This window comes from Lysobacter sp. DMC104, assembly GCF_056313665.1.
In genome coordinates this window covers 113,208-136,416 of record NZ_JBQUZW010000007.1, presented here as the reverse complement: position 1 = coordinate 136,416, position 23,209 = coordinate 113,208, and the positions used below count along the sequence as shown (strand labels likewise).

Below are 23,209 nucleotides of genomic sequence, written 5' to 3'. Positions count from 1 at the left end.
GTCAGTCGAAAAGGTTGTCCAGCTCGTCCTGCGACAGGTGCAGGAGGTCCATGTCGGCCGCGTCGAGGCGGGCGTTGTCCGGGTTGGCGGCGTGCTCGGCGACGCGCTGCAGTTCCTCACCCAGCAGCGCGCCGAACGCGGCGATGTCGCCCGCGTCGAAGCGACCCTGCGCGTAGGACAGATGCAGTTGCAGCACGCCGTCCTCGATCCGCGTGGTCAGCGTCAGCGCGTGCGTGCGCCGGTTGGGCGCCGCCATCAGCGTGCCCACCGGTTCCGGCGCCGGGCCGAGCGCGGCTTCGCCCTCGCCCGTCGCACTGTTGTGCTGGCCGAGATGGTTGAAGCACAGCAGCGGCGTCGGCGCACTGGCGATGACCGGATCGGCGGCGAGGTGGCGCAGCGCGCCCCAGCCGAGGCCGCGATTCGGCACGTCGCGCAGCGCGGTCTTCACCTGCGCGAGGTCGTCGCCGGTGTCGCCGTGTGCGGGCAACGCCAGCGCCACCGGATACAGTGCGGTGAACCAGCCGACCGTGCGCGAAAGGTCGAGGCCTTCGAAGCCCGGCAGGTCGGTTTCGCGACCGTGGCCTTCGATGTCGACCACCAGCGCATCGGCGCCGCGCCAGCGCCGCAGCGCCCGCATCAGGCCGGTGAGCAGCAGCGCCTGCACCTGCGTGCCGCGCTGCTGGCGCGACGCGTCCTGCAGGGTGGCGGTGACGTCGGCCGACAGCGTGCCGTGCCACTCGACCGCATCGCCCGACGTCGCCGGGTCGAGTTCGGTCGCGGTGAACGGCTTCGGCTGCGCTGCGGCGATCGCGATGCGACGCCAGTGCTCGCGCTCAGCATCCCAGTGCCCGGCCTCGGCCAGTTCGACGAGTCGCGCAGCCCACGCCTGATACGACGTCGTGCGCGACGGCAGCGTCATCGGCGCACCGGACTGCAACTGCGCATAGGCCGTCGCGAGATCCTGCAGCAGGATCGGCCACGACACCGCGTCGATCGCGAGGTGATGCACCACCACCAGCAGGCGCTCGCTGCCGTCCGGCAGGCGGAACAGGCCGACGCGCATCAGCGGACCGTCGAGAGCGTCGGCCGACTGGATGCGTTCGATGCCCTGCGCGAGCGCGGCCGCGGCATCGGCGTGCGCCGACAGGTCCACGACCTCGAAGGCGACCGGCGCCCCCGGCGGCGCGTTGTACTGCGCCCAGCGTCCACCCTCGGCGCGATAGCCCAGGCGCAGCGCGTCGTGGTGTTCGAGCAGCGCCTGCAGCGCCTCGCGCAGGACGTCGGCATCGAACGCACCGGCGTGCGCCAGCAGCACCGCGTGGTTCCAGTGGCCGGGCACGGCGAAGCCGTGACCGAAGAACCAGTGCTGGATCGGCGTGAGCGCGACGTCGCCGCTGACCGGCTGCGCCGGATCGGCACCGCCGCGACGCTCCAGGTGCGGCGCGAGTTCGGCGATGGTCTGGTGCAGGAACAGCAGGCGCGGGCTGGCGTGCCAGCCCTGGTCGTGCAGGCGCGCGACGATCTGCAGGCTGAGGATGGAGTCGCCGCCGAGATCAAAGAAGTTGTCGTCGATCCCGACCTCGGCCTTGCCCAGCGCCGACTGCCACGCCTGCACCAGCGCGCGCTCGGCGTCGTTGCGCGCGCCGGCGAGCGGCCGATCGCGCGCGGGTGCGGCGTCGTCCGGCGCCGGCAGCGCATTGCGATCGACCTTGCCGTTGCGGGTCATCGGCAGCCGTTCGAGCGACACCACGCGCGTCGGCACGAGGTAATCGGGCAGCGACGCACGCAGGAACTCGCGCACGGCGTCGGCCGACAGCGGCGGCTCGGCCGCGACGTAGGCCACGAGCTGGCGTTCGCCCTGCTCGCCGCTGCGGCGCGCGAGCACCGCGGTTTCGCGCACCGCCGGATGCCGCGCGAGCACCGCTTCGATCTCGCCGAGTTCGATGCGATGGCCGCGGACCTTGACCTGCCCGTCGGCGCGACCGATGAACTCGAGCGTGCCGTCCTCGCGCAGGCGCACGATGTCGCCGGTCGCGTACAGGCGCTCGCCCGGCTGGCGCGGATACGGATGCGGCACGAAACGTTCGGCAGTGAGGCCCGGACGTCCGAGGTAGCCGCGCGCGAGACCGGCGCCGCCGACGTACAGCTGGCCGGGCACGCCGACCGGCTGTGGCTGGCCGGCGTCGTCCAGCACGTAGGCGCTGGAGCCGTCGATCGGCCGACCGATCGGCACCGCGCCGGCCTGCACGTCGACCATCGTCAGCGGATGCGTCGTGGAGAACGTGGTGTTCTCGGTCGGGCCGTAGCCGTTGATCAGGCGATTGCCCGGGCAGGCTTCGAGGAAACGACGCACCTGGCGCAGCGGCAGCGCATCGCCACCGGCCAGCAGTTCGCGCACGCCGGCGAGGTCGCCGACGCGGTGCTCGACCATTTGCTGGAACAGCGCCGCGGTGAGCCACAGCACCGACACCCGGTGTTTGCGCAACTGCTCGCCGATGGCTTCCAGCGACAGCGTGCCGCCCGGCGCGAGCACCAGTTGCGCGCCGTTGCAGAGCGCGCCCCAGATCTCGAGCGTCGATGCGTCGAAGCCCAGCGGCGCCAGTTGCAGCACCGTGTCGGTGTCGTCGAGTTCGACGAAGTGCGGGTCGTGCACGAGGCGCGCGATGCCGCGATGCGTCACCACCACGCCCTTCGGCGTGCCGGTGGAGCCCGAGGTGTACATCACGTAGGCCGCCTGGCACGGCAGCGCGTCGTGGCCGTGCGCGAAGGCGGATGCCTCCACGGTCTCGGCGCAGCGCCCGTCGCCGTGCAGCTCCAGCACCTGGCGCACCGACGGCACCTGCTCGGCCAACGCATAGGCCTGCGCCGCGTGCGCATGCACCGTGAGCAGGCACGGCGCGGCGGTATCGCCGAGGATCAGCTCCAGGCGCGCGGCCGGGTAGTCCGGATCCAGCGGCACGTAGGTCGCACCGGCCTTCAGTACCGCGAGCATCGCCACGACCGCGGCGATGGAACGGTCCATCAGCAGCGCGACGCAGGTCTCGCGACGCACGCCGCGGCTGCGCAGCTGCGCGGCCAGGCGATCGGCACGGGCATCGAGATCGCTGCGGGTCACGACGACATCGCCGTCGATCACCGCGATGCGGTCCGGATCGCGGGCTGCCATCGCCTCGACCAGCCGGTGCACGCCGCCCAGCGGCGGTTCGCGATCGGCGCGCGCGTTGAACTCGCCGACCCACCGCCGGTATTCGTCGGCGCCGAGCAGGCCGACGCGATCGAGCGACCGTGCCGGATCGGCGACCGCTGCTTCCAGCAGGCGCTCGAACTGCGCGAGCATGCGGTCGATGCGCGAGGCATCGAACAGGTCGGTGCTGTACTCCAGTTGCACCAGCAGGGTGTCGTCGACTTCGCTGACGAACATCGACAGGTCGAACTTCGCGAACGGCGGCGCCTCCGACAGCGCCTGCGTGCCGTAACCGGCAAAGCCGCTGCCGTCGGCCGCGCGCTCCATCTCGTTCTGCAGGGTGAAGAAGACGTTGAACACCGGATGCCGGCCCATCTCGCGCGGCGGGTTCAGGTCTTCGACCAGCATGTCAAACGGATAGTCGGCATGCGACCACGCACCGAGCGCCGTCTCGCGCACGCGGCCCAGCAGGTCGGCGAAGCCCGACGCCCGGTCCACCTGCGTGCGCAGCACCAGCGTGTTGACGAAGAAGCCGACCACCGCTTCCAGCGCCGGATCGCGGCGACCAGCAATCGGCGTGCCGACCACGATGTCCGCCTGCCCGCCGAGGCGCGCAAGCAGCGCCTTGTACGCGGCCAGCAGCGCCATGAACAGCGTCGCGTTGTGCGCACGCGCCAGACTGCGCAGCGCGGTCGCCAGCGCCGGCGGCAGACGCCGGCCGCGGGTGTCGCCGCGATAGCTCAGCACCGGCGGACGCGCACGATCGGCGGGCAGTTCCAGCGGCACCAGTTCGCCGCCCAGCTGCGTGCACCAGTAGTCGCGCTGGCGCTGCAGCGCCTCGCCTTCGAGCAGCGCGTTCTGCCACTGCGCGACCTCGATGTACTTCAGCGGCACCGCGGTCGGCAGCGGCGTGCCGGCGAGCAGCGCACTCAGCTCGCCCACCAGCGCATTCATCGACCAGCCATCGGCGACGATGTGGTGCATCGTCACCATCAGCGCATCGCGACCGTCCGGCAGCTTCGCGACCAGGCCGCGCAGCAGCGGCCCGCGCGCGAGGTCGAACGGCGCCTCGGCCTCGCGACGCGCGAGTTCGCGCGCCTGCGCCACGGCCTGATCGACCGGCAGCGACGTGAGGTCGACCACGGGCAGGTCGGCCGTCGCCTGCGGCAGCACGCGCTGGCGCGGGTGGCCATCGACTTCGCGGAACACCGTGCGCAGCGCGGCATGGCGATCGATCAGCGTCTGCAGCGCGGCGTGCAGGCGATCCGTGTCGATGCGACCGTCCAGCAGCATCGCCGCCGGCAGGTTGTAGAACGGATTGCCCGGCTCCATGCGGGTGAGGAACCACAGCCGGCGCTGCGCGTGCGACAGCGGGCGCTCCTCGCCGTCGGGTACGCGCGGCAGGCTGCCGGCGTCGAAACGCACGGCATCGCCGCGCGCGGTGCCGATGGCGCGCGCGAGCGCGGCCAGCGTCGGCGCCTCGAAGACCTCGCGCAGCGGCAGTTCCACGCCGAAGGCCTGGGTCACGCGCGCCGCCATGTGCATCGCCGCCAGCGAGTGGCCGCCGAGGTCGAAGAAGTTGTCGTCGACGCCGACCTGTTCGCGACGCAGCACCTGCTGCCAGATCGCCGCGAGCAGGCGTTCGGGCTCGTCGCGCGGGGCGACGAACGACGTACCGGTATCGACGTCGCCCGGCACCGGCAGGCGCGCGCGATCGATCTTGCCGTTGGCGGTGAGCGGCCAGGCCTCCAGCACGATGACCTGCGCCGGCACCATGAACTCCGGCAGCGAGGCGCGCAGCGCCTGGCGCAGGTCGTTCGGCAGCGGCGCGACGCCGTCCGCGGCCGCGACGACGTAGCCGATGAGGCTGCGTTCGTCGGTGGTGCGGCCATGCGCCAGCACCAGCGCCTCGCGGACGCCCGGCTGCGCGTGCAGCGCGGCTTCCACTTCGCCCAGTTCGACGCGGGCGCCGCGGATCTTGACCTGGTGGTCGATGCGGCCGAGGAATTCCAGCTGCCCGTCCGCGGTCCAGCGCACGAGGTCGCCGGTACGGTACATGCGCGCGCCGGCCGTGCCGGAGAACGGTTCGGGCACGAAGCGATCGGCGGTCAGACCCGCGCGTCCGGCATAACCGCGCGCCAGGCCGATGCCGGCCACGCACAGTTCGCCCGGCACGCCGAGCGGCTGCGGACGCAGTGCTGCATCGACGACGTACAGGCGCATGCCGGCGATGGCGCGACCGATCGGCGGCGAGGCGGGCTCGTCGCCGCGGCAGCGGTACGCCGACGCGCAGACCGTGGTCTCGGTGGGGCCATAGGCGTTGAAGAACGTGCGACCGCCTTGCGACCAGCGCTGCGCCATGCCCGGCGGGCAGGCTTCGCCGGCCACGACCAGCGTGCGCAGCGTCGGCAGGTCGTCGGGCGACAGCAGGTTCACCGCGACCGGCGGCAGCGTGGCCACGGTGACGCCGTGGTCGCGCAACGTGCGGGTCAGCGGCGCGCCGGGGCGCAGGTCGTCGGTCGTGGCCAGGCACAGCGTCGCGCCGTTGGCCAGCGCCATCGCGGTTTCCCAGGTCGACGCGTCGAAGTTGATCGACGCGAACTGCAGCACGCGATCCTGCGGCGTGATGCCGAACAGCCGCTGCTGCGCCTGCGACAGGTTCGCCAGGCCCGCATGCGTGAGCAGCGTGCCCTTGGGCTTGCCGGTCGACCCCGACGTGTAGATGACGTACGCCAGATCCTGCGGCGTGATGCGGCGCTGCGGGTTGGCGTCGGCCTGCGTGTCGGCATGCGCTTCGATGGACGCGTCGTCCAACCACAGCACGACCGTGCCATCGGGCACCTGCGCCAGCAGCGCAGCCTGCGCGCGACGCGCCAGCACCACGCGCGGACGCGCGTCATCGAGCATGTACGCGATGCGCTCGGCCGGATAGCCCGGATCCAGCGGCAGGTAGGCGGCGCCGGCCTTGAGCACGGCCAGCATCGCCGTCGGGACGTCGAAGCCGCGTTCCAGGCACAGCGCGACGCGGTCCTCGGTGCCGACGCCGAGCGCGATCAGCGCATGCGCGAGGCGATTCGCGCGGGCGTTCAGCGTGCCGTAGTCGATGACGTCGCGACCGAAACGCAGCGCCGGATGCGCAGGATCGCGCGCGGCGATGGCCTCGAAGCGCTCGACCACGTTCGGCACCGGCTGCGCGTCGGCGGCATCGTTCCAGTCGCAGAGCGTCAGTGCGATCTCGTCGTCCGAAGACAGCGGCAGTGCGTCGATCGCCGTCACCGGCGCGCGCAGCGCGGCGTCGAGCAGGCGCACGAAGCGCTGCCCCATGCGTTCGACGGTGTCGCGGCGGAACAGGTCGGCGCTGTATTCCAGCTCGGAGAACAGTCCGTCGGCGTGCTCGCCGATCAGCAGCGAGAGGTCGAACTTCGACGTCGTGTGCTCGGTCTCGACTGCCGACAGCGTGATGCCGGGAAGTTCCAGCGCCTGCTGCGCGGTATTGATGTAGTCGAAACCGGCCTGGAACAGCGGCGAGCGACCGGGGTCGCGCACCGGCTGCAGTTCCTCGACCAGGCGCTCGAACGGCAGGTCCTGGTGCGCCTGCGCGCCGAGGCTGACATCGCGGGCGCGGCGCAGCAGGTCGCGGAAGCTCGGCCGACCCGACAGGTCGATGCGCACCGGCAGCGTGTTGACGAAGAAGCCGACCAGCGGCTCGACCTCGGCCTGGCGACGGTTCGCCACCGGCGTACCGATGACCAGGTCGTCCTGACCGGCGTGGCGCGCCAGCAGCACCGAGAACGCGGCGAACAGCACCATGTAAGGCGTGCAGCCTTCGCGCTGCGCGAGTGCGCGCAGTGAGGCGATGGTGTCGGCGCCGAACACGATCGGCACGTGGCCGCCGCGATGGCTCGGACGCGGCGGGCGCGCGAAGTCGGTCGGCAGATCGAGCACCGGCAGCGGTGCGTGCAAGGCATCGCGCCAGTAGCCGAGCTGCCGCTGCAGTTCCGGGCCTTCCAGCCACTTGCGCTGCCACACCGCGAAGTCGGCGTATTGCACCGGCAACGGCGGCAGCGGGGTTTCGTGGCCGGCGAGGAAGCCCGGATACAGCGCGGCCATTTCCTTCACCAGCACGCCGATCGACCAGCCGTCGCCGACGATGTGGTGCATCGAGAACGCCAGCAGTGCCTCGCCGTCGCCGGTGCGCACCAGCAACGTGCGCAGCAGCGGACCGCGCGAGAGATCGAACGGTTCCTGCGCGAACGCTTCGGCCGCGGCGCGGGCCTGGTCCGGCGGCAGCGTCGTGACGCGCAGTTCGGCCGGCGCCGCCGGCAGCACGCGCTGCACCGGCTGGTCGTCGCGTTCGCCGAAGCAGGTGCGCAGCACTTCGTGGCGACGGACGATGGCATCGAGCGTGCGCTGCAGCGCGTCGACGTCCAGATGGCCGCGCACGTGCATGGCCAGCGGGATGTTGTAGACGCTGCTGCCCGGGTCGAGGCGATCGAGGAACCACAGGCGCTGCTGCGCGAACGACATCGGCAGTTCGTCGCCGGTGCGCGGCTGCGGACGCAGCGGCGACACAGCAGCGTCGTCGACCTGGAACGATTCCAGGTGCTGGCACAGCGCGGCGATGGTCGGATGCTCGAACAGCGCACGCAGCGGCACGTCGACGCCGAACGCCTTGTGCGCGCGGGCCGCGACCTGCGTCGCCAGCAGCGAGTGGCCGCCGAGTTCGAAGAAGTTGTCGTGGATGCCGACGCGCGAGACGCCCAGCACCTCGGCCCAGATCGCGGCCATGCGCTGCTGCGTTTCGGTCTGCGGCGCTTCGTAGCGATCGGCCAGTTCGATGCGTTCGGTCGGCGGCGGCGGCAGCGCCTGGCGATCGAGCTTGCCGTTGCCGGTCAGCGGCAGGCGCGGCATCCACACGTAGGCCGACGGCACCATGTGCTCGGGCAGATGCTGCTGGAGATGTTCGCGCAGCAGCACCGGCAGGCGACGCCGCAGCAGGGCCTGCTGCGGATGGCTGGCCCACGGCTGCGCGGGCGCGTCGTCAGGCAGCGCATGCAGCGCCGCGCGCAGCGACGCCATCGGCTGGTTCGCGGTCGCGAACACCGCACGGAAGCGGCCATCGGCGGCGCCGTCGATCCAGCTCATCTCGAATTGCAGGCCGAATTCCTCCGCCAGCGTGTGCAGCGCGTGCGGGTCGACGACCGCCGGCAGCGCCGCGTCGAGCAGCGGCCGCAGTTCGCCGGCCGTGCGCCACGCCGCCGACGGCGGCTGGCGCAGCCACTGCGCGGTGAGCGCATCGGCGGCCGTGCGCGCGTTCGGCACGTCGCGCAGGGCGAGCACGCCCTCGCCCGCCGCCAGCGCCTGCAGGCGTTCGCGCAGGCGCGCCGGCGTCCAGCCTTCGGCCTGCCAGTCGTGCCACGCGATCGTCGCCGGCGCGAGCGTGTCGCCGCCCGCGCGCGTCAGCACGAGGTCGAAGCGGTAACCGCTCAGTTCGTTGTGCGCGCGACCATCGCGCGGCAGCGCGGACACCGCGGCGAGTTCGAGCCCGAGTTCGCCCGCCCACGCATGCACCTGACGGGTCAGCGCAGCCGGATCGAGCAGCAGTTCGCCGTCGTGCGCGGCCTCGCTGTGCGCGGCATGGCGCAGCGCCGAGGCCGGCATTGCCGGCGTCGCACGCTGCATCGCCAGCCCCGCGGCGAACGCCGGCAGCAGCGGCAGGCTGCGCAGGTCACCGAGGAACAGCGTGCCGCGCGGCGCGAGCCGGCGCAGCGCCACCGCGACCACGTGGCGGAAGTAGTCCGCGCTCGGGAAATACTGCGCGACCGAGTTGAGGATCACCAGGTCGAAGTCCTGCGCGAGATCGTCGATCTCGTGCGCGGCGCGCTGCAGCAATTCCACGCCCGGCAATGCCTCGCCGCGCGCATCGAGCTGGCGGCGCACGTAGGCCAGCGACGTCGGTGAGAAGTCGGTGCCGAGGTAGTGCTCGCATTCCGGCGCCAGCCGCAGCAGCAGCATGCCGGTACCGCTGCCGAGTTCCAGCACGCGGCGCGGACGCAGCGCGCGCAGGCGGGCGACGGTGCCGTCGACCCACTCGCGCATCTCGTCGGCGGGGATCGGCGAGCCGTCGAGACGACAGGTCCAGCCGACGATGTTGAAGTCGCCGGCGTCTTCGATGTCCGGCGCGTCGGTCGACGGCGTCTCCTCGTCGGCGTAGGTGTGTTCGAACACCGAGCGCCACTGCTGCAGTTGCTGCTGCAGGTCCGGCGCGCTGTCCTGCGCCGGCGCCTCATCGGGGCTGGCGACGTAAGCGACGAGGCGGCCACCGGACGCATCCGGCTGCACCACCACCGCGGCTTCGTGCACTTGCGCGTGTTCGAGCAGCGCCGCCTCGATCTCGCCCAGTTCGATGCGGAAACCGCGCACCTTCACCTGATGGTCGATGCGACCGAGGTATTCGAGGCTGCCATCCGGGCGCCAGCGCGCAAGGTCGCCGGAGCGGTACATGCGCTGGCCGGGCTGCGTCGCGAACGGATCGGGCACGAAGCGTTCCGCGGTCAGGCCCGGACGCCGCAGGTAGCCGCGCGCGAGGCCGGCACCGGCGACGCACAGTTCGCCCGGCACGCCGACCGGCAGCGGACGCTGGTGCGCGTCGAGCACGTAGCAGCGCAGGTCGTCGATCGCGCGGCCGATGGTGCCGAGCGACGCGCCTTCCTCGTGCAGCGCTTCGTAGGTGACATGCACCGTGGTCTCGGTGATGCCGTACATGTTGACCAGCAGCGGCTTGCGGTGACCGTGGCGGCGGAACCACGGCGCCAGCGAGCCGACGTTCAGCGCTTCGCCGCCGAACACGACGTAGCGCAGCGCCAGCGCGTCGACGCCGTCGTTCGCCTGCGCATCGGCCGCGACCAGTTGCTGGAACGCCGACGGCGTCTGGTTCAGCACGGTCACGCGCTGTTCGATCAGCAGCCGGCGGAAGGCGTCCGGCGAACGCGACAGCAGGTACGGGACCACCACGAGGCGACCGCCGAACAGAAGCGGGCCCCAGATTTCCCACACGGAGAAGTCGAACGCATACGAGTGGAACAGCGTCCACACGTCGCGATGGTCGAAGTCGAAGCCGCTGCGGGTCGCGTCGAACAGGCGCAACACGTTGGCGTGCGTCACCGTCACGCCCTTGGGCTTGCCGGTGGAGCCGGAGGTGTAGATCACGTAGGCCGCATGCGCGGACGGCATGTCGACCGGCAGCGCCGGTGCATCGGCGGGCGCCGGCTGCGCAAGCAACGCTTCGAGCTCCAGCACCGGCACGTCGGTCAACGCCTGCATGCGCTCACTGAGCGCGGCGTGCGCGATCACGACGGCGGGGCGCGCGTCCTCGACGGTGTACGCGAGGCGTTCGGCCGGATACGCCGGGTCCAGCGGCACGTAGGCGCCGCCGGCCTTCAGCACGCCGAGCACCGCCACGACCATGTCGAGGCTGCGTTCCAGGCACAGCGCGACCGGCACTTCCGGACCGACGCCGTGCGTGCGCAGCAGGCGCGCGAGATGGTCGGACTGCGCGTCGAGTTCGGCGTAGGTCAGCGTGCGACCCTGGTCCCACACCGCCACGGCCTGCGGATACGCCTGCGCGGCCTGCGCGAAGCGGCCGTGCAGCGTGCCGGTGATCGGCTCGACGACGTACGCCGGGCTGAATTCACGCAGCAGCGCGAGTTCGGCCTCGCCCGGCAGCGGCAGCGCGTCGAGCGCGGCCTGCGGCGCGGCGACGATGCCGTGCAGCAGCGTCAGCCACTGCGCCATCAGGCGCTCGATGCTGCTCTGGTCGAACAGGCGGGTGTCGTATTCGAAATAGCTGCACAGCTTGCCGTCGCGCTCGCGTACGTTGAGCGTGAGGTCGCAGCGCGCGTGGTGCACGTCGCCGGCGGCCGGGATGAAGTCGAGACCGTCGGATGCGGTTTCGCCCAGACCGAGCAGGCCTTCGTTCTCCAGCACGAACATCGCCTGGAACAGCGGCGACTGGCCGGACACTCGCTGCACGAACGGCTGCTCCAGCAGCGTCTCGAACGGCAGGTCCTGGTGCGCGAACGCCTCCAGCACCTCGCGCCGGGTCTGGCGCAGCAGGGATTCGAAGCTCTGCCCCGCGGTGAACCGCGAGCGCAGCGCCAGCACGTTGACGAACATGCCGATCAGCGGTTCGACCTCGATGCGGCTGCGGTCCGCGGCCAGCGTGCCGACGCACAGGTCGTCCTGGCGGCAGACGCGATGCAGCAGCGCGTCGAACGCGGCCAGCATCGTCATGAACAGCGTGCTGCCGGTACGGCGCGCCAGTGCATTCAGCCCGTCGGTCAGGGCGTCGGGCAGCGGGCATTCCAGCGTGTGGCCTTCCTGCGCCAGCGTGGTCGGGCGCGGGCGGTCGGCCGGCAGATTCAACGCCTGCGGCACATCGTGCAGCTTGTCGCGCCACCAGGCCAGCAGGCCCTGCAACGACGCGCCCTGCAGGCGCTGATGCTGCCACGCGGCGAAATCGGCGTATTGCACCGGCAGCGGCGCCAACGGCGAAGGCTGGCCCTGGCGCGCGGCGCGATAGCCGGCGTCGAGTTCGCGCATCAGGATGCCCAGCGACCACGCGTCGTAGACGATGTGGTGCAGCGTCAGCAGCAGCGTGTGGCGATCGGCGGCGCTGCGCACCAGCACCGCGCGCAGCACCGGGCCGCGGGCGAGATCGATCGGCCGCTGCGCTTCCTCGGTGACGAGGCGTTGCAATGCGGCCTCGGCCTCCGCCTGCGGCAGCGTCGACAGGTCGGTCAGCGCGAGCGGCAGCGGCAACGCTTCGTCCAGCGGCAACACATGCTGCATCGGCCGGCCGTCGTCGTCCGGGAAGCAGCTGCGCAGCACTTCGTGGCGGCGTACCACCTCGGCCAGCGCCTGCTCGAATGCGGCGACGTCGAGATCGCCGTTCAACTGCAGCGCCAGCGAGGCGCGATACGGCTGGCCCGCGCGATCGAGGAACCAGAACCGCTGCTGGAACAGCGACAGCGGCGCCGGCCCGTCGCGATGCTGCGCGACGACCGGCGGCGCGACGGCGGCCGCGTCGCCCTGCGCGAGCGCGGGTTCGAGCGCGGCGGACAGTTCGGCGATCGTCGGCGCCTCGAACAGCGTGCGCAGCGGCAGTTCCACCGCCAGTTCGGCGCGCAGGCGCGACACCACCTGCGCGGCGAGCAGCGAATGGCCGCCACGTTCGAAGAAGTCGTCGTGCAGACCGAGCGTGCCGATGGCGACGCCGAGCACGTCAGACCACACCGCGGCGACGACCTGCTGCAGCGGCGTGGACGGCCGCGCGTCGGCACCCGCGGCCTCGTCGACCGGCGCCGGCAGCGCGGCGACGTCGAGCTTGCCGTTGCGGGTGAGCGGCAGCGCGTCGAGCACGACGATCTGCGCCGGCAGCATGTACTCCGGCAGACGTTCGCGCAGGTGCGCGCGCAGCAGCGGCGACAGCCCGTCGCGGACGCCGTCGGGCGCACTGGCGTAGGCGACCAGCCGCGGCATGCCGTCGGGGCCGCGCGGCGCGATCACCGCAGCCGCGCCGACCAGCGGATGCGCCGCGAGCGCGGCCTCGATCTCGCCCGGCTCGATGCGGAAACCGCGGATCTTCAGCTGCGTGTCGTTGCGGCCGAGGTATTCGATGGTGCCGTCGGCGCGCTGGCGCACACGGTCGCCGGTGCGGTAAAGCCGCGCACCGGGACGCGTGGACCACGGATCGGGCAGGAAGCGTTCGGCGGTCATCGCCGGCTGGCCGAGGTAGCCGAAGGCGACACCGTCGCCGCCGACGTACAGCTCGCCGGGCACGCCCGGCGGCACGGGCTGGCCGAAGGCATCGAGCACGCGCGCGCTGCTGTCCTGCAAAGGCCGACCGATCGGCACCGAGGACTGGCCCGGCATGATCGCGTCGATGAGATGCGTGGTCGAGAACGTGGTGTTCTCGGTCGGGCCGTAGCCGTTGACCAGCCGGCCCGGGCCCAGCACGTCGAGCGCGCGGGCGATGTGCGCGACCGACAGCGCCTCGCCGCCGGCCAGCAGGCGCGACAGGCCGGAGAGCTTCGACGGATCGAGATCGACGATCGCGTTGAACAGCGACGACGTCAGCCAGGCCACGTCGATGCGCTGTTCGGCGATGAACGCCGCCAGGCGCTCGGGATCGCCGACCGCATCGTCCGTCGCGACCACGAGTTCGGCGCCGCGCAGCAGCGCGTTCCAGATCTCGAAGGTGGAGGCGTCGAACGACAGCGTCGCCGCCTGCAGCACGCGCTGCGCCGGTCGGACTTCGAGTTCGCGCGTCTGCACGGCGAGGCGCAGCACGTTGCGATGGCCGACCAGCACGCCCTTCGGACGGCCGGTGGAACCGGAGGTGTAGATCACGTGCGCCACACCTTCGGCGAGCGCATGCGTCGGCGCATCGCCGGTCGCGGCCTGCGCCGCGCCCGCGGCCTCGACCTCCGCCAGCGATCGCGCCGCCGGCGCGTCGTCCGGCAGCGTCGCCGCGCCGGTCAGCAGCACCTGCACCGCCGCGGTGTCGTGCAGCATCTGCTGCATGCGCGCCAGCGGCAGCGCCGGATCGAGATAGACGAACGACGCGCCGGACTGCAGCACGCCGAGATAGGCCAGCACGGTGTCGATCGAACGCGCACCGGCGACGGCGACGACCTGTCCGGCCTTGGCGCCGGAGGCACGCAGGCCGTGCGCGATCGCGCTGCTGCGACGCAGGGCGTCGGCGTAGGTCAGCGTGATCGTGCCGTCGCTCAGCGCTGGAGCCTGCGGCGTGCGCAATGCCTGCGCCACCCACGCCGCGTCGAGCGTGCGCTGCGCCAGCGGCACGGCGGCCGGGCCTTCGCCCGACGCGCGCCATGCGGCGAGATCGACCGGCGCGACCAGTTCCGCCAGCGCGCGCTGCGGCGCGGCACCGGCCTGGTCGAGCACGCGCAGGTACAGGTCCAGCCACGCCTCGATGGTCGCGGCGTCGAACAGGTCGAGGCTGTATTCGAACTCGACGTGCATCGCGTCGCCGCCGTCGCGGACGGTGGCGCTGAGGTCGAAGCGCGCCTGCTCGTTGTCGAGCAGCGGCACGCCGCGCGCGCGCACGTCGCCGAGATCGACGACCGGCGGCTCGACGCCCTGGTTGCGTACGGCGAACATCACCTGGAACAGCGGCGTGCGCGAGAGGTCGCGCTCGGGCTGCAACTGCTCGACCAACTGGTCGAACGGATAGTCCTGGTGGGCGATGGCGCGCAGCACGTCGGCCTGCACCTGGCGCAGCCACGCATCGAAGCGCTGGTCCGCCTGCGGCTTCGCACGCAGCACCAGCGTGTTGACGAAGAAACCGACCACGCCTTCGACGTCGAGGTGGTGGCGGTTGGCGATCGGCGTGCCCAGCACGATGTCGTTCGCGCCCGACAGGCGCGACAGCAGCACCTGGAACGCGGCCAGCAGCGTCGCGTAGAGCGTGGCGTCGTGCGCCTTCGCCAGCGCGCGCAGCGCCTCGGCCTGCGCGTCGCCGACGCGGCGGGTCACGGTGGCGCCGCGACCGCTGCGGCGCGCGGGACGCGCACGGTCGGCCGGCAGGTCCAGCGGCGGCGGCAGCTCGGCCAGCGCCTGCAGCCAGTAGCGCTGCTGCTCGCGCAGGCCGTCGCAGAGGCGCGCGTTCTGCCACGCGGCCACGTCGATGTAGCGCACGACCGGCGCCGGCAGCGCCGGATCGCGGCCTTCGGCCAGCGCGCGGTAGACCTGCGCCAGTTCGGTGGACAGCAGGTCCATCGACCAGCCGTCGGAGACGATGTGGTGCAGCACCAGCACCAGCATCGCGTGCCGGTCGTCGAGCCGCAGCAGGCGGCCGCGGCAGGGCAGATCGGTCGCGAGGTCGAACGGACGCTGTGCTTCGGCACGCGCGGCCGCGAGCAGCGCGGCGTCGCGCGCCGCGGCGTCGACACCGCTCAGGTCGTCGTGCGCGATCGGCCAGGAACTGGCCGGCAGGATGCGCTGCATCGGTTCGCCGTCGACGATCTCGAACACGGTGCGCAGCGCTTCGTGCCGCTGCAGCAGCGCATCGAGGCTGGCCTGCAGCACGTCGACGCACAGCGCGCCTTCCAGCGCCAGCGTGACCACCATGTGGTATTCGCTGCTTTCCGGTTCGAGTTGCGCCAGAAGCCACATGCGCTGCTGCGCGTGCGACAGCGCGTAGTGCGAGCGCTCGGGCAGGCGCGCGATGGCCTGCGCCCTGCCCTGCGTGGCCTGCAGCGTCTGCAGGCGTTCGCACAGCCCGGCGACGGTCGGATGCTCGAACAACTGGCGCAGCGGCATCTCGACGCCGAACGTCTTCTGCACGCGCGACGCGACCTGGGTGGCGAGCAGCGAGTGCCCACCGAGTTCGAAGAAGTTGTCCTTCGCACCGACGCGGGCGAGGCCCAGCACTTCGGCCCAGATGCCGGCCATGCGCTGCTGCGCCTCGTCCTGCGGCGCTTCGTACGCGACGGTCTGTTCGACGCGGTACGCCGGCACCGGCGGCAGCGCCTTGCGGTCGAGCTTGCCGTTGCCGGTCAGCGGCAGTTTCGGCACCCACACGTAGGCCGACGGCACCATGTGCGACGGCAGTGCCTTCTGCAGGTGTTCGCGCAGGGTCTGCGGCAGCTCGCGGCGACGCTGCGCCTGCGGCGGCTGGCTCGACCACGGGCGCTCACGGCCTTCCGGCGCGGGTGCGTGCAGCACACGGCGCATCGCAGCGTCGATGGCACCCGGCTTCGCGAACAGCACGCGCAAGCGACCGTCGGCGGCACCCTGCGCCCAGCTCATCTCGAACGCGAGGCCGACACCCTCGGCCAGCATCTGCAACGCATGCGGGTCGATGGCGGTGTGCGGATCGAGCTGCCCGAGTCGCGCGCGCAGTTCGCCGGCGGTACGCCAGCCGGTGAGTTCCCGCAGCCATTCCGCAACGTGCGCATCCGCACTGATGCGCGCGTTCGGCACGCCGTCCAGTGCGAGCACGGCCTGCGACGCGTCGTCCTGCGCCAGCGCCTGCAGCGCATCACGCAGGCGATCGAGGGTCCAGCCGTCCTGCCACGACGCCCACGCGAGAGGTGCCGCTTCAACGGCGGCATCGGCCGCGTCCGACGCGGCCTTCTGCACCACGACGTCGTAGCGGTAGCCGCTGAGTTCGTTGTGCGCCTCGCCTTCGCGCGGCATCACCTGCACGAGGTCGACCGCGAGGCCGATGTCCTGCGCCCAGCGCCGGACCTGCCACACGATCGCGGCCGGATCGAGCAGCAACTCGGCGTCCAGCGCTTCCTCGCTCTGCGCCGCGTGGCGCAGTTCGACCGCGGTACTGCCGGCACCGGCGCGCTGCAGCGACAGGCCGGCGGCGAACGCCGGCTCCACCGCGAGGTTGCGCAGGTCGCCGAGGAACAGGCGCCCGCCCGGCTGCAGGCGGCGCAGCGCCGCCTTCACCACGTCGCGGAAATACGCGGGGCTGGGGAAGTACTGCGCCACCGAGTTCAGGACGACGAGCTCGTAGTCCTGTTCGAGGTCGTCGATCTGGTGCGCCGCACGCTGCAGCAGGCGCACGTCGTTCAAACCGCGGCGGCGCAGCTGCGTGCCGACGTAGCGCAGCGATTCCTGCGAGAAATCGAGGCCGACGTAGCGTTCGCAGCCGGGCGCCAGGCGCAGCAGCAGCATGCCGGTGCCACTGCCGAGTTCGAGCACGCGGCCCGCGCCGATCGCCTGCAGGCGACGCACGGTGCCTTCCAGCCACTGCCGCATTTCCTCGGCCGGGATCGGCGTGCCGTCGACGCGCCGGGTCCAGCCGACGATGTTGAAGTCGCCGTCATCGCTGCCGTCATCCTGTCCTTCGGCCGCCTCGGCGGCTTCGGATTCCTGGCCGTAGGCGTGTTCGAACACCGCCTGCCACTGTTCGAGCTGGGTGTCGGCTTCGCTCGGCGCGTCGTCCTGCACCGCTTCCTGCGCGCTGGCGACGTAGGCCACGAGGCGGCCGCCCGACTCGTCCGGCTGCACCACCACCGCGGCCTCGCGCACCTGCTCGTGCGTGAGCAGCGCGGCCTCGATTTCGCCGAGTTCGATGCGGAAGCCGCGGACCTTGACCTGGTGGTCCATGCGGCCGAGGTATTCGAGGCTGCCGTCCGGCTTCCAGCGCGCGAGGTCGCCGGAGCGGTACATGCGCGCGCCGGGCACGTCGCCATGCGGATCGGGCACGAAGCGGCTCGCGGTCAGACCCGGTTTGCCGAGGTAGCCGCGGGCGAGGCCCGCGCCTGACACGCACAGTTCACCGGCCACGCCCATCGGCACCGGCTGCAGCGCGTCGTCGAGCACGTACACGCGCAGGTCGCCCAGCGCGCGGCCGATGCTGCCCAGCGAGGCCTGCTCGCCGCCCAGCGCTTCGTACGTCACGTGCACCGTGGTCTCGGTGATGCCGTACATGTTGACCAGCTGCGGACGCGTGCGGCCGTGGCGGTTCCACCACGGCGCCAGCGCGCCGACGTTCAGCGCTTCGCCGCCGAAGACGACGTAGCGCAGCACGCCGTGCAGCGCGTCGTCGGTTTCCTCCGCGTCGGCGGCGACCAGCTGCTGGAACGCCGACGGTGTCTGGTTCAGCACGGTCACGCGCTGGTCGATCAGCAGGCGCCGGAACGCCTGCGGGCTGCGCGAGACCATGTACGGCACGACCACGAGCTTGCCGCCGTAGAGCAGCGCGCCCCAGATTTCCCACACCGAGAAGTCGAACGCGTAGGAGTGGAACAGCGTCCACGCATCGTCCGGGCCGAAGTCGAAGCCTTCGCGCGTCACCTGCATCAGGCGCAGCACGTTGCCGTGCGTCACCACGACGCCCTTGGGCTTGCCGGTCGAACCGGAGGTGTAGATCACGTACGCGGCCTGCGCCGGGTCCATGCCCGCCACCGGCATCCACGCGGCGTCCGCGGCCGCATCGGCCAGCAGGTCGGCCAGCGCCTGCACCGGCGTGTCGACCAGCGCCTGCAGGCGCTGCGTCTGCTCGCCGTCGGCAAGCACGACCAGCGGCCGCGCGTCCTCGACGGAATAGACCAGGCGATCGTCGGGATACGCCGGATCCAGCGGCACGTACACGCCACCGGCCTGCAGCACGCCGAGCACGGCGGCGACCAGGTCGGCACTGCGATCCATGCACAGGGCGACCGGCACTTCCGGGCCCACGCCGCGGGCGCGCAGCGCGTTCGCGACGCGGCGCGAGCGGTCGCGCAGCTCGGCATAGGTCCATTCGCCGCGCTCGTCCCACACCGCGACGCGGTCGGCGTGACGCTCGGCGATGGCCTCGAACTCGCCGTGCAGCGTGCCCGTGATCGCGGGCCACGTCCGCGCCGGGCTCAGCGCCACCATCGCCGCGGACTGTTCCGCGCTCAGCAGCGGCACTTCGCTCAGCCGCAGCCGGGTGTCGGCGGCGACCGCGGACACCACGTGGCGCAGCTGCGCGAACAGCGCGTCGATCTCGTCCTCGTCGAACAGGTCGGTCGCGTATTCCAGGTGCACCGACAGGCCGTCGCGATCCTCGGTGACGAACACCGACAGGTCGAACTTGGCGAAGTTGGTGACGTGGGTCCACGCCTTCGCCGCCATCCCGGCGAAACGGGCGTCGCGCGCCAACGCCTCGATTTCGTTCTGCACGGTCAGCAGCACGGTGAAGATCGGTTGGCGACCGAGGTCGCGCGGCGGGTTGAGCTTCTCGACCAACTGGTCGAACGGATAATCCTGGTGCGCCCACGCCGTCAGCGCGGTGTCGCGCACGCGGCCCAGCACTTCGCCGAAGGTCGGATCGCCGTCCAGCGAGGTGCGCAGCGCGAGCGTGTTGACGAAGAAGCCGACCAGCTTCTCCAGCGCGGGATCGCGGCGACCGGCGATCGGCGTGCCGACGATGAGGTCGGTCTCGCCGGTGAGTCGGCACAGCAGCGACTTGAATGCCGCCATCAACGTGATGAACAGCGTCGACTGGTGGCGACGCGCGAGCTGGTGCAGCGCCGCGGTCTCGGCGGCGTCGAAACGGCGGCGCAGGGTGCGGCCGCGGTAGCTCTGCACGGCCGGGCGCACGCGGCGCGACGGCAGGTCCAGCTGCGGCAGCGTGCCGCCGAGCTGGTTGAGCCAGTAATCCTGCTGCACGCGGTGCGGTTCACCGGCCAGCAATTCGTTCTGCCACTGCGTGTAGTCGATGTAGCGCAGCGTCGGCGGACCGAGCACGTCGGCGTTGCCGGCGACGTAGACACGGTTCATTTCCTCCATCATCACGCCCATCGACCAGCCGTCGGCGACGATGTGGTGGACCGTGAGCAGCATCAGGTCGCGGTCGCCCGGCAGGTGCGCCACCGTGCAACGCAGCAGCGGGCCGTCGACCAGATCGAAGCCGGTGCGCGCCTCGGCGGCGGCCAGCGCCTCGCCGTGCGCGCGCGCTTCCTCGGGCGAGAAGCCGGACAGATCGACGGTGCGCACCGGCACGTCGAGCGTGGCCAGCACGCGCTGGCGCGCCTGGCCGTCGTGATGGACGAACACCGTGCGCAGCGCATCGTGGCGCTGCACCGAGGCGGCGAGCGCGCGCTCGAACGCAGGCAGGTCGAGCCGGCCGTCCAGCTCGATCGCCCAGGGAATGTTGTAGAACGGGTTGTCCGGTTCCATCTGCGCGAGGAACCACAGCCGCTTCTGCGCGTGCGACAGCGGGTGATGCTCGCGTTCCGGCGCGGGACGGATCGAGGCCGCATCCACCGGCGCGCCGACGGCGCGCAGGCGACCGATCGACAGCGCGAGGTCGGCCAGCGACACCGCATCGAACAGCGTGCGCAGCGGCAGGTCGATCGCGAACACCTGGGTGACGCGGGTCGCGACCTGCATCGCGGCCAGCGAGTGGCCACCGATGTCGAAGAAGTTGTCGCGGATGCTGACCCGCTCGACGCCCAGCACCTGGCGCCAGATGTCGGCGAGCATGCGTTCGGTGTCGTCGCGCGGCGCCTCGTAGGCGTGTTCGCCCGCGGCGTCGCCATCGATCGCCGGCAACGCGCGCAGGTCGACCTTGCCCGACACCGTCATCGGCAGCGCCGGCAGCAGTGCCCACAGACCGGGCACCATGAATTCCGGCATGTCGGCGCGCAGCGTCTCGCGCAGCGCAGCGGTCGTGACGGCAGCGTCGCGCGGCACCACGTAGGCGGCCAGGCGTCGTTCGCCCGGCACGTCCTCGCGGCAGATCACGCGCGCGTCGACGACCTCCGGCAGCGCGCGCAGCGCCGCCTCGATCTCGCCCAGCTCGATGCGGAAGCCGCGGATCTTGACCTGGTGGTCGACACGGCCGACGAAGTCGAGCGTGCCGTCCGCGCGCTGGCAGACGACGTCGCCGCTGCGGTACATGCGCGCACCGGGCGCACCGAAGGGATCGGGCAGGAAGCGTTCGGCGGTCAGCGCGCTGCGGCGCAGGTAGCCGCGCGCAAGGCCCGCGCCGCCGATGTACAGCTCGCCGGGCACGCCCGGCGGTACCGGCTGCATGCGTGCGTCGAGGACGTAGCACTGCGTGTGCGCGACCGGCTTGCCGATCGCCACGCCGCCGACGGTGTCGCGCACCACGTGGCAGGTGGTGAAGCTGGTGACTTCGCTGGGGCCGTAGGCCTGCACGAGGCCGCCGGGCACGACGCGACGCAGCGCCTGGGCCACGTGCGGCGCCGATGCGGCCTCGCCGCCGAACAACACGTGCGGCACGTGCTCGAGCAGGTCGGGCGCGGCATCGACGACGTGGTTGAACAGCGCCGTGGTCAGGAACAGCACGTTGATGCGCTGTTCGATCACCAGCGCCTGCAGTTCGTGCGGCGCGAGGCTCTGCGGCGGCGCGACGACGAGGCAACCGCCCGCGACCAGCGCCGACCAGATCTCGAAGGTCGCCGCATCGAACGTGGTGGTGGACTGCTGCAACACGCGACTGCGCGCATCCAGCGTCATGTACTCGGGCGCGCGCACGAGGCGCACACAGCCGCGGTGGGTCACCATCACGCCCTTTGGGCGGCCGGTGGAACCGGAGGTGAAGACGATGTAGGCGACGTTGTCCGGCAGCGGCGCGAGCGGCAGGTCGCCGTCCTCGTCGCCGTCGAAGGCATCGGCGTCGTCGAGGCACAGCACGGGCACGTCCAGCGGCGGCAGGATGTCGCGGAGTCGGCCGATGGTGAGCACCGCCGCGGGCGCCGCGTCCTCGCACATGAACGCGAGACGGCTTTCAGGGAACGCGGGATCCAGCGGCATGTACGCCGCACCGGCCTTCAGTGCCGCGAGCAGCGCGACGATGGCTTCACCACTGCGCGGCATGCACACGCCGATGGTCGCATCCAGACCCACGCCCAGCGCACGCAGGCGGTGGGCGAGGCGGTTGGCGCGCTTGTTCAGTTCGCCGTAGCTCAGGCACAGGCCGGGCGCTTCCAGCGCGGGCGCCTCCGGCGTGCGCGCGGCGTGGGCCTGCACGATCGACACCAGCGTGTCCTGCCCCAGCGGCGGCCGCGCGGTGTCGTTCCATTCGACGAGTGCGCGACGGCGTTCGGCCGGCGACATCAGCGGCGCGTCGCCGAGCGGTGCATCGGGATGCGCGACGAGACCGTCGACGAGGCGCTCGAACGCGCGTGCCAGCGTCTGCATGCGCGCAGCACCGAAACGGCCGGCGTCGTATTCGATGCCGGCGCTGACGCCGCCGGGATATTCGCCGATCACCAGGGTGAGGTCGAACTTCGCCGGCGGGCGCTCCAGGTCCAGCGGCCGCAGCTTGAGGCCCGGCAGGGTGATGTCCTGCAGGTCGGTGTTGATGTAGTCGAACGCGACCTGGAACAGCGGCGTTTGGCCGCCGGAGCGATCCGGCGCCAGCGTCTGCACGAGGCGCTCGAACGGCAGCTCCGCATGCGCGAGGCCGTCCTGCGTGGACTGGCGCAGGTCGGCGAGCAACTGCACGAACGAGCGATCGCCGTCCACCGCGCAGCGCAGCGCCAGCGTGTTGACGAACAGGCCGACGCAGCCGGACATGTCGGCGCGGTTGCGGCCGGCGACGGGCGCGCCGATCACGAGATCGGTCTGCCCCGAGAAACGATGCAGCGCCACCGCCCACGCGGCCAGCAGCGCCACGAACAGCGTGCAGCGTTCGCGGTGCGCGAGATCGCGCAACGCCTGCAGGCGCGGGCCATCGAGCGCGAGCGCGACGCGGCCGCCGGCATGCTCCAGCGTACCGGCCGGCGCGGGGTCGGACGGCATCGCCAGCGGATCGGGCAGCGGCGACAGCTGCTGCGTCCAGTACGCCAGCAGCGGCGCGATCGCCGCCTCGTCCAGTCGATTGCGCTGCCACGCGGCGTAATCGGGATACTGCAGCGGCACCTGCGCCGGCGGCACCGCGGGGATGCCGCCGGTGCGCGCGCCGTAGTGCATCGCGAACTCGCGCATCAGCACGCCCAGCGACCAGCCGTCGGCAACGATGTGGTGCAGCGACAGCACGAGGATCGCGTGCCGGTCGGTGTAGCGCACCAGCGCGGCGCGCAGCAGCGGACCGGCTTGCAGGTCGAACGGCGACAGCGCGATGTCCTCGGCCAACGCACGCGCGGCCTGCACGGCGTCGGGGCGATCGCGCAGGTCGTGCAGCGCCCACGGCAGGCGCGCGTCGTCATGCACGCGCTGCGCCGGCTCGCCGCCGGCCGCGTCGATCGTGGTACGCAGGGCGTCGTGCCGTTCCACCAGTTGCAGCAGGCTGTCGTGGATCGCCTGCGCGTCGACGTCGCCTTCCAGCTCCAGCATCAGCGGGATGTTGTAGAGGTTGCTGCCCGGATCCAGGCGATCCAGGAACCACAGCCGCTGCTGCGCGAACGACAACGGCAGCGGCGCCGAACGGTCGGCGCGCGGGATGCCGTCGGCGACCAGGCCCTGGCCGCGCAGCAACTTCTGCAGCAGCCGCTTGCGCGCGGTTTCGGCGGGACGGGGCGCTTGAATGGAAGGCAGGTCGCTCAT

General features: G+C 71.9%; 1 protein-coding gene. It reads right to left on the bottom strand.

Annotated elements, in window-relative coordinates; translation table 11 throughout:
• Position 1 precedes the first annotated feature (1 nt).
• Positions 2–23,209, bottom strand: coding sequence for a non-ribosomal peptide synthase/polyketide synthase (locus ACT53R_RS10725; protein WP_476171864.1), 23,208 nt, complete (start codon positions 23,207–23,209; stop codon positions 2–4).

Coding starts and splice junctions, on each gene's coding strand:
- ACT53R_RS10725 (WP_476171864.1), bottom strand. CDS start 23,209: ATGAGCGACCTGCCTTCCATTCAAGCGCCCCGTCCCGCCGAAACCGCG.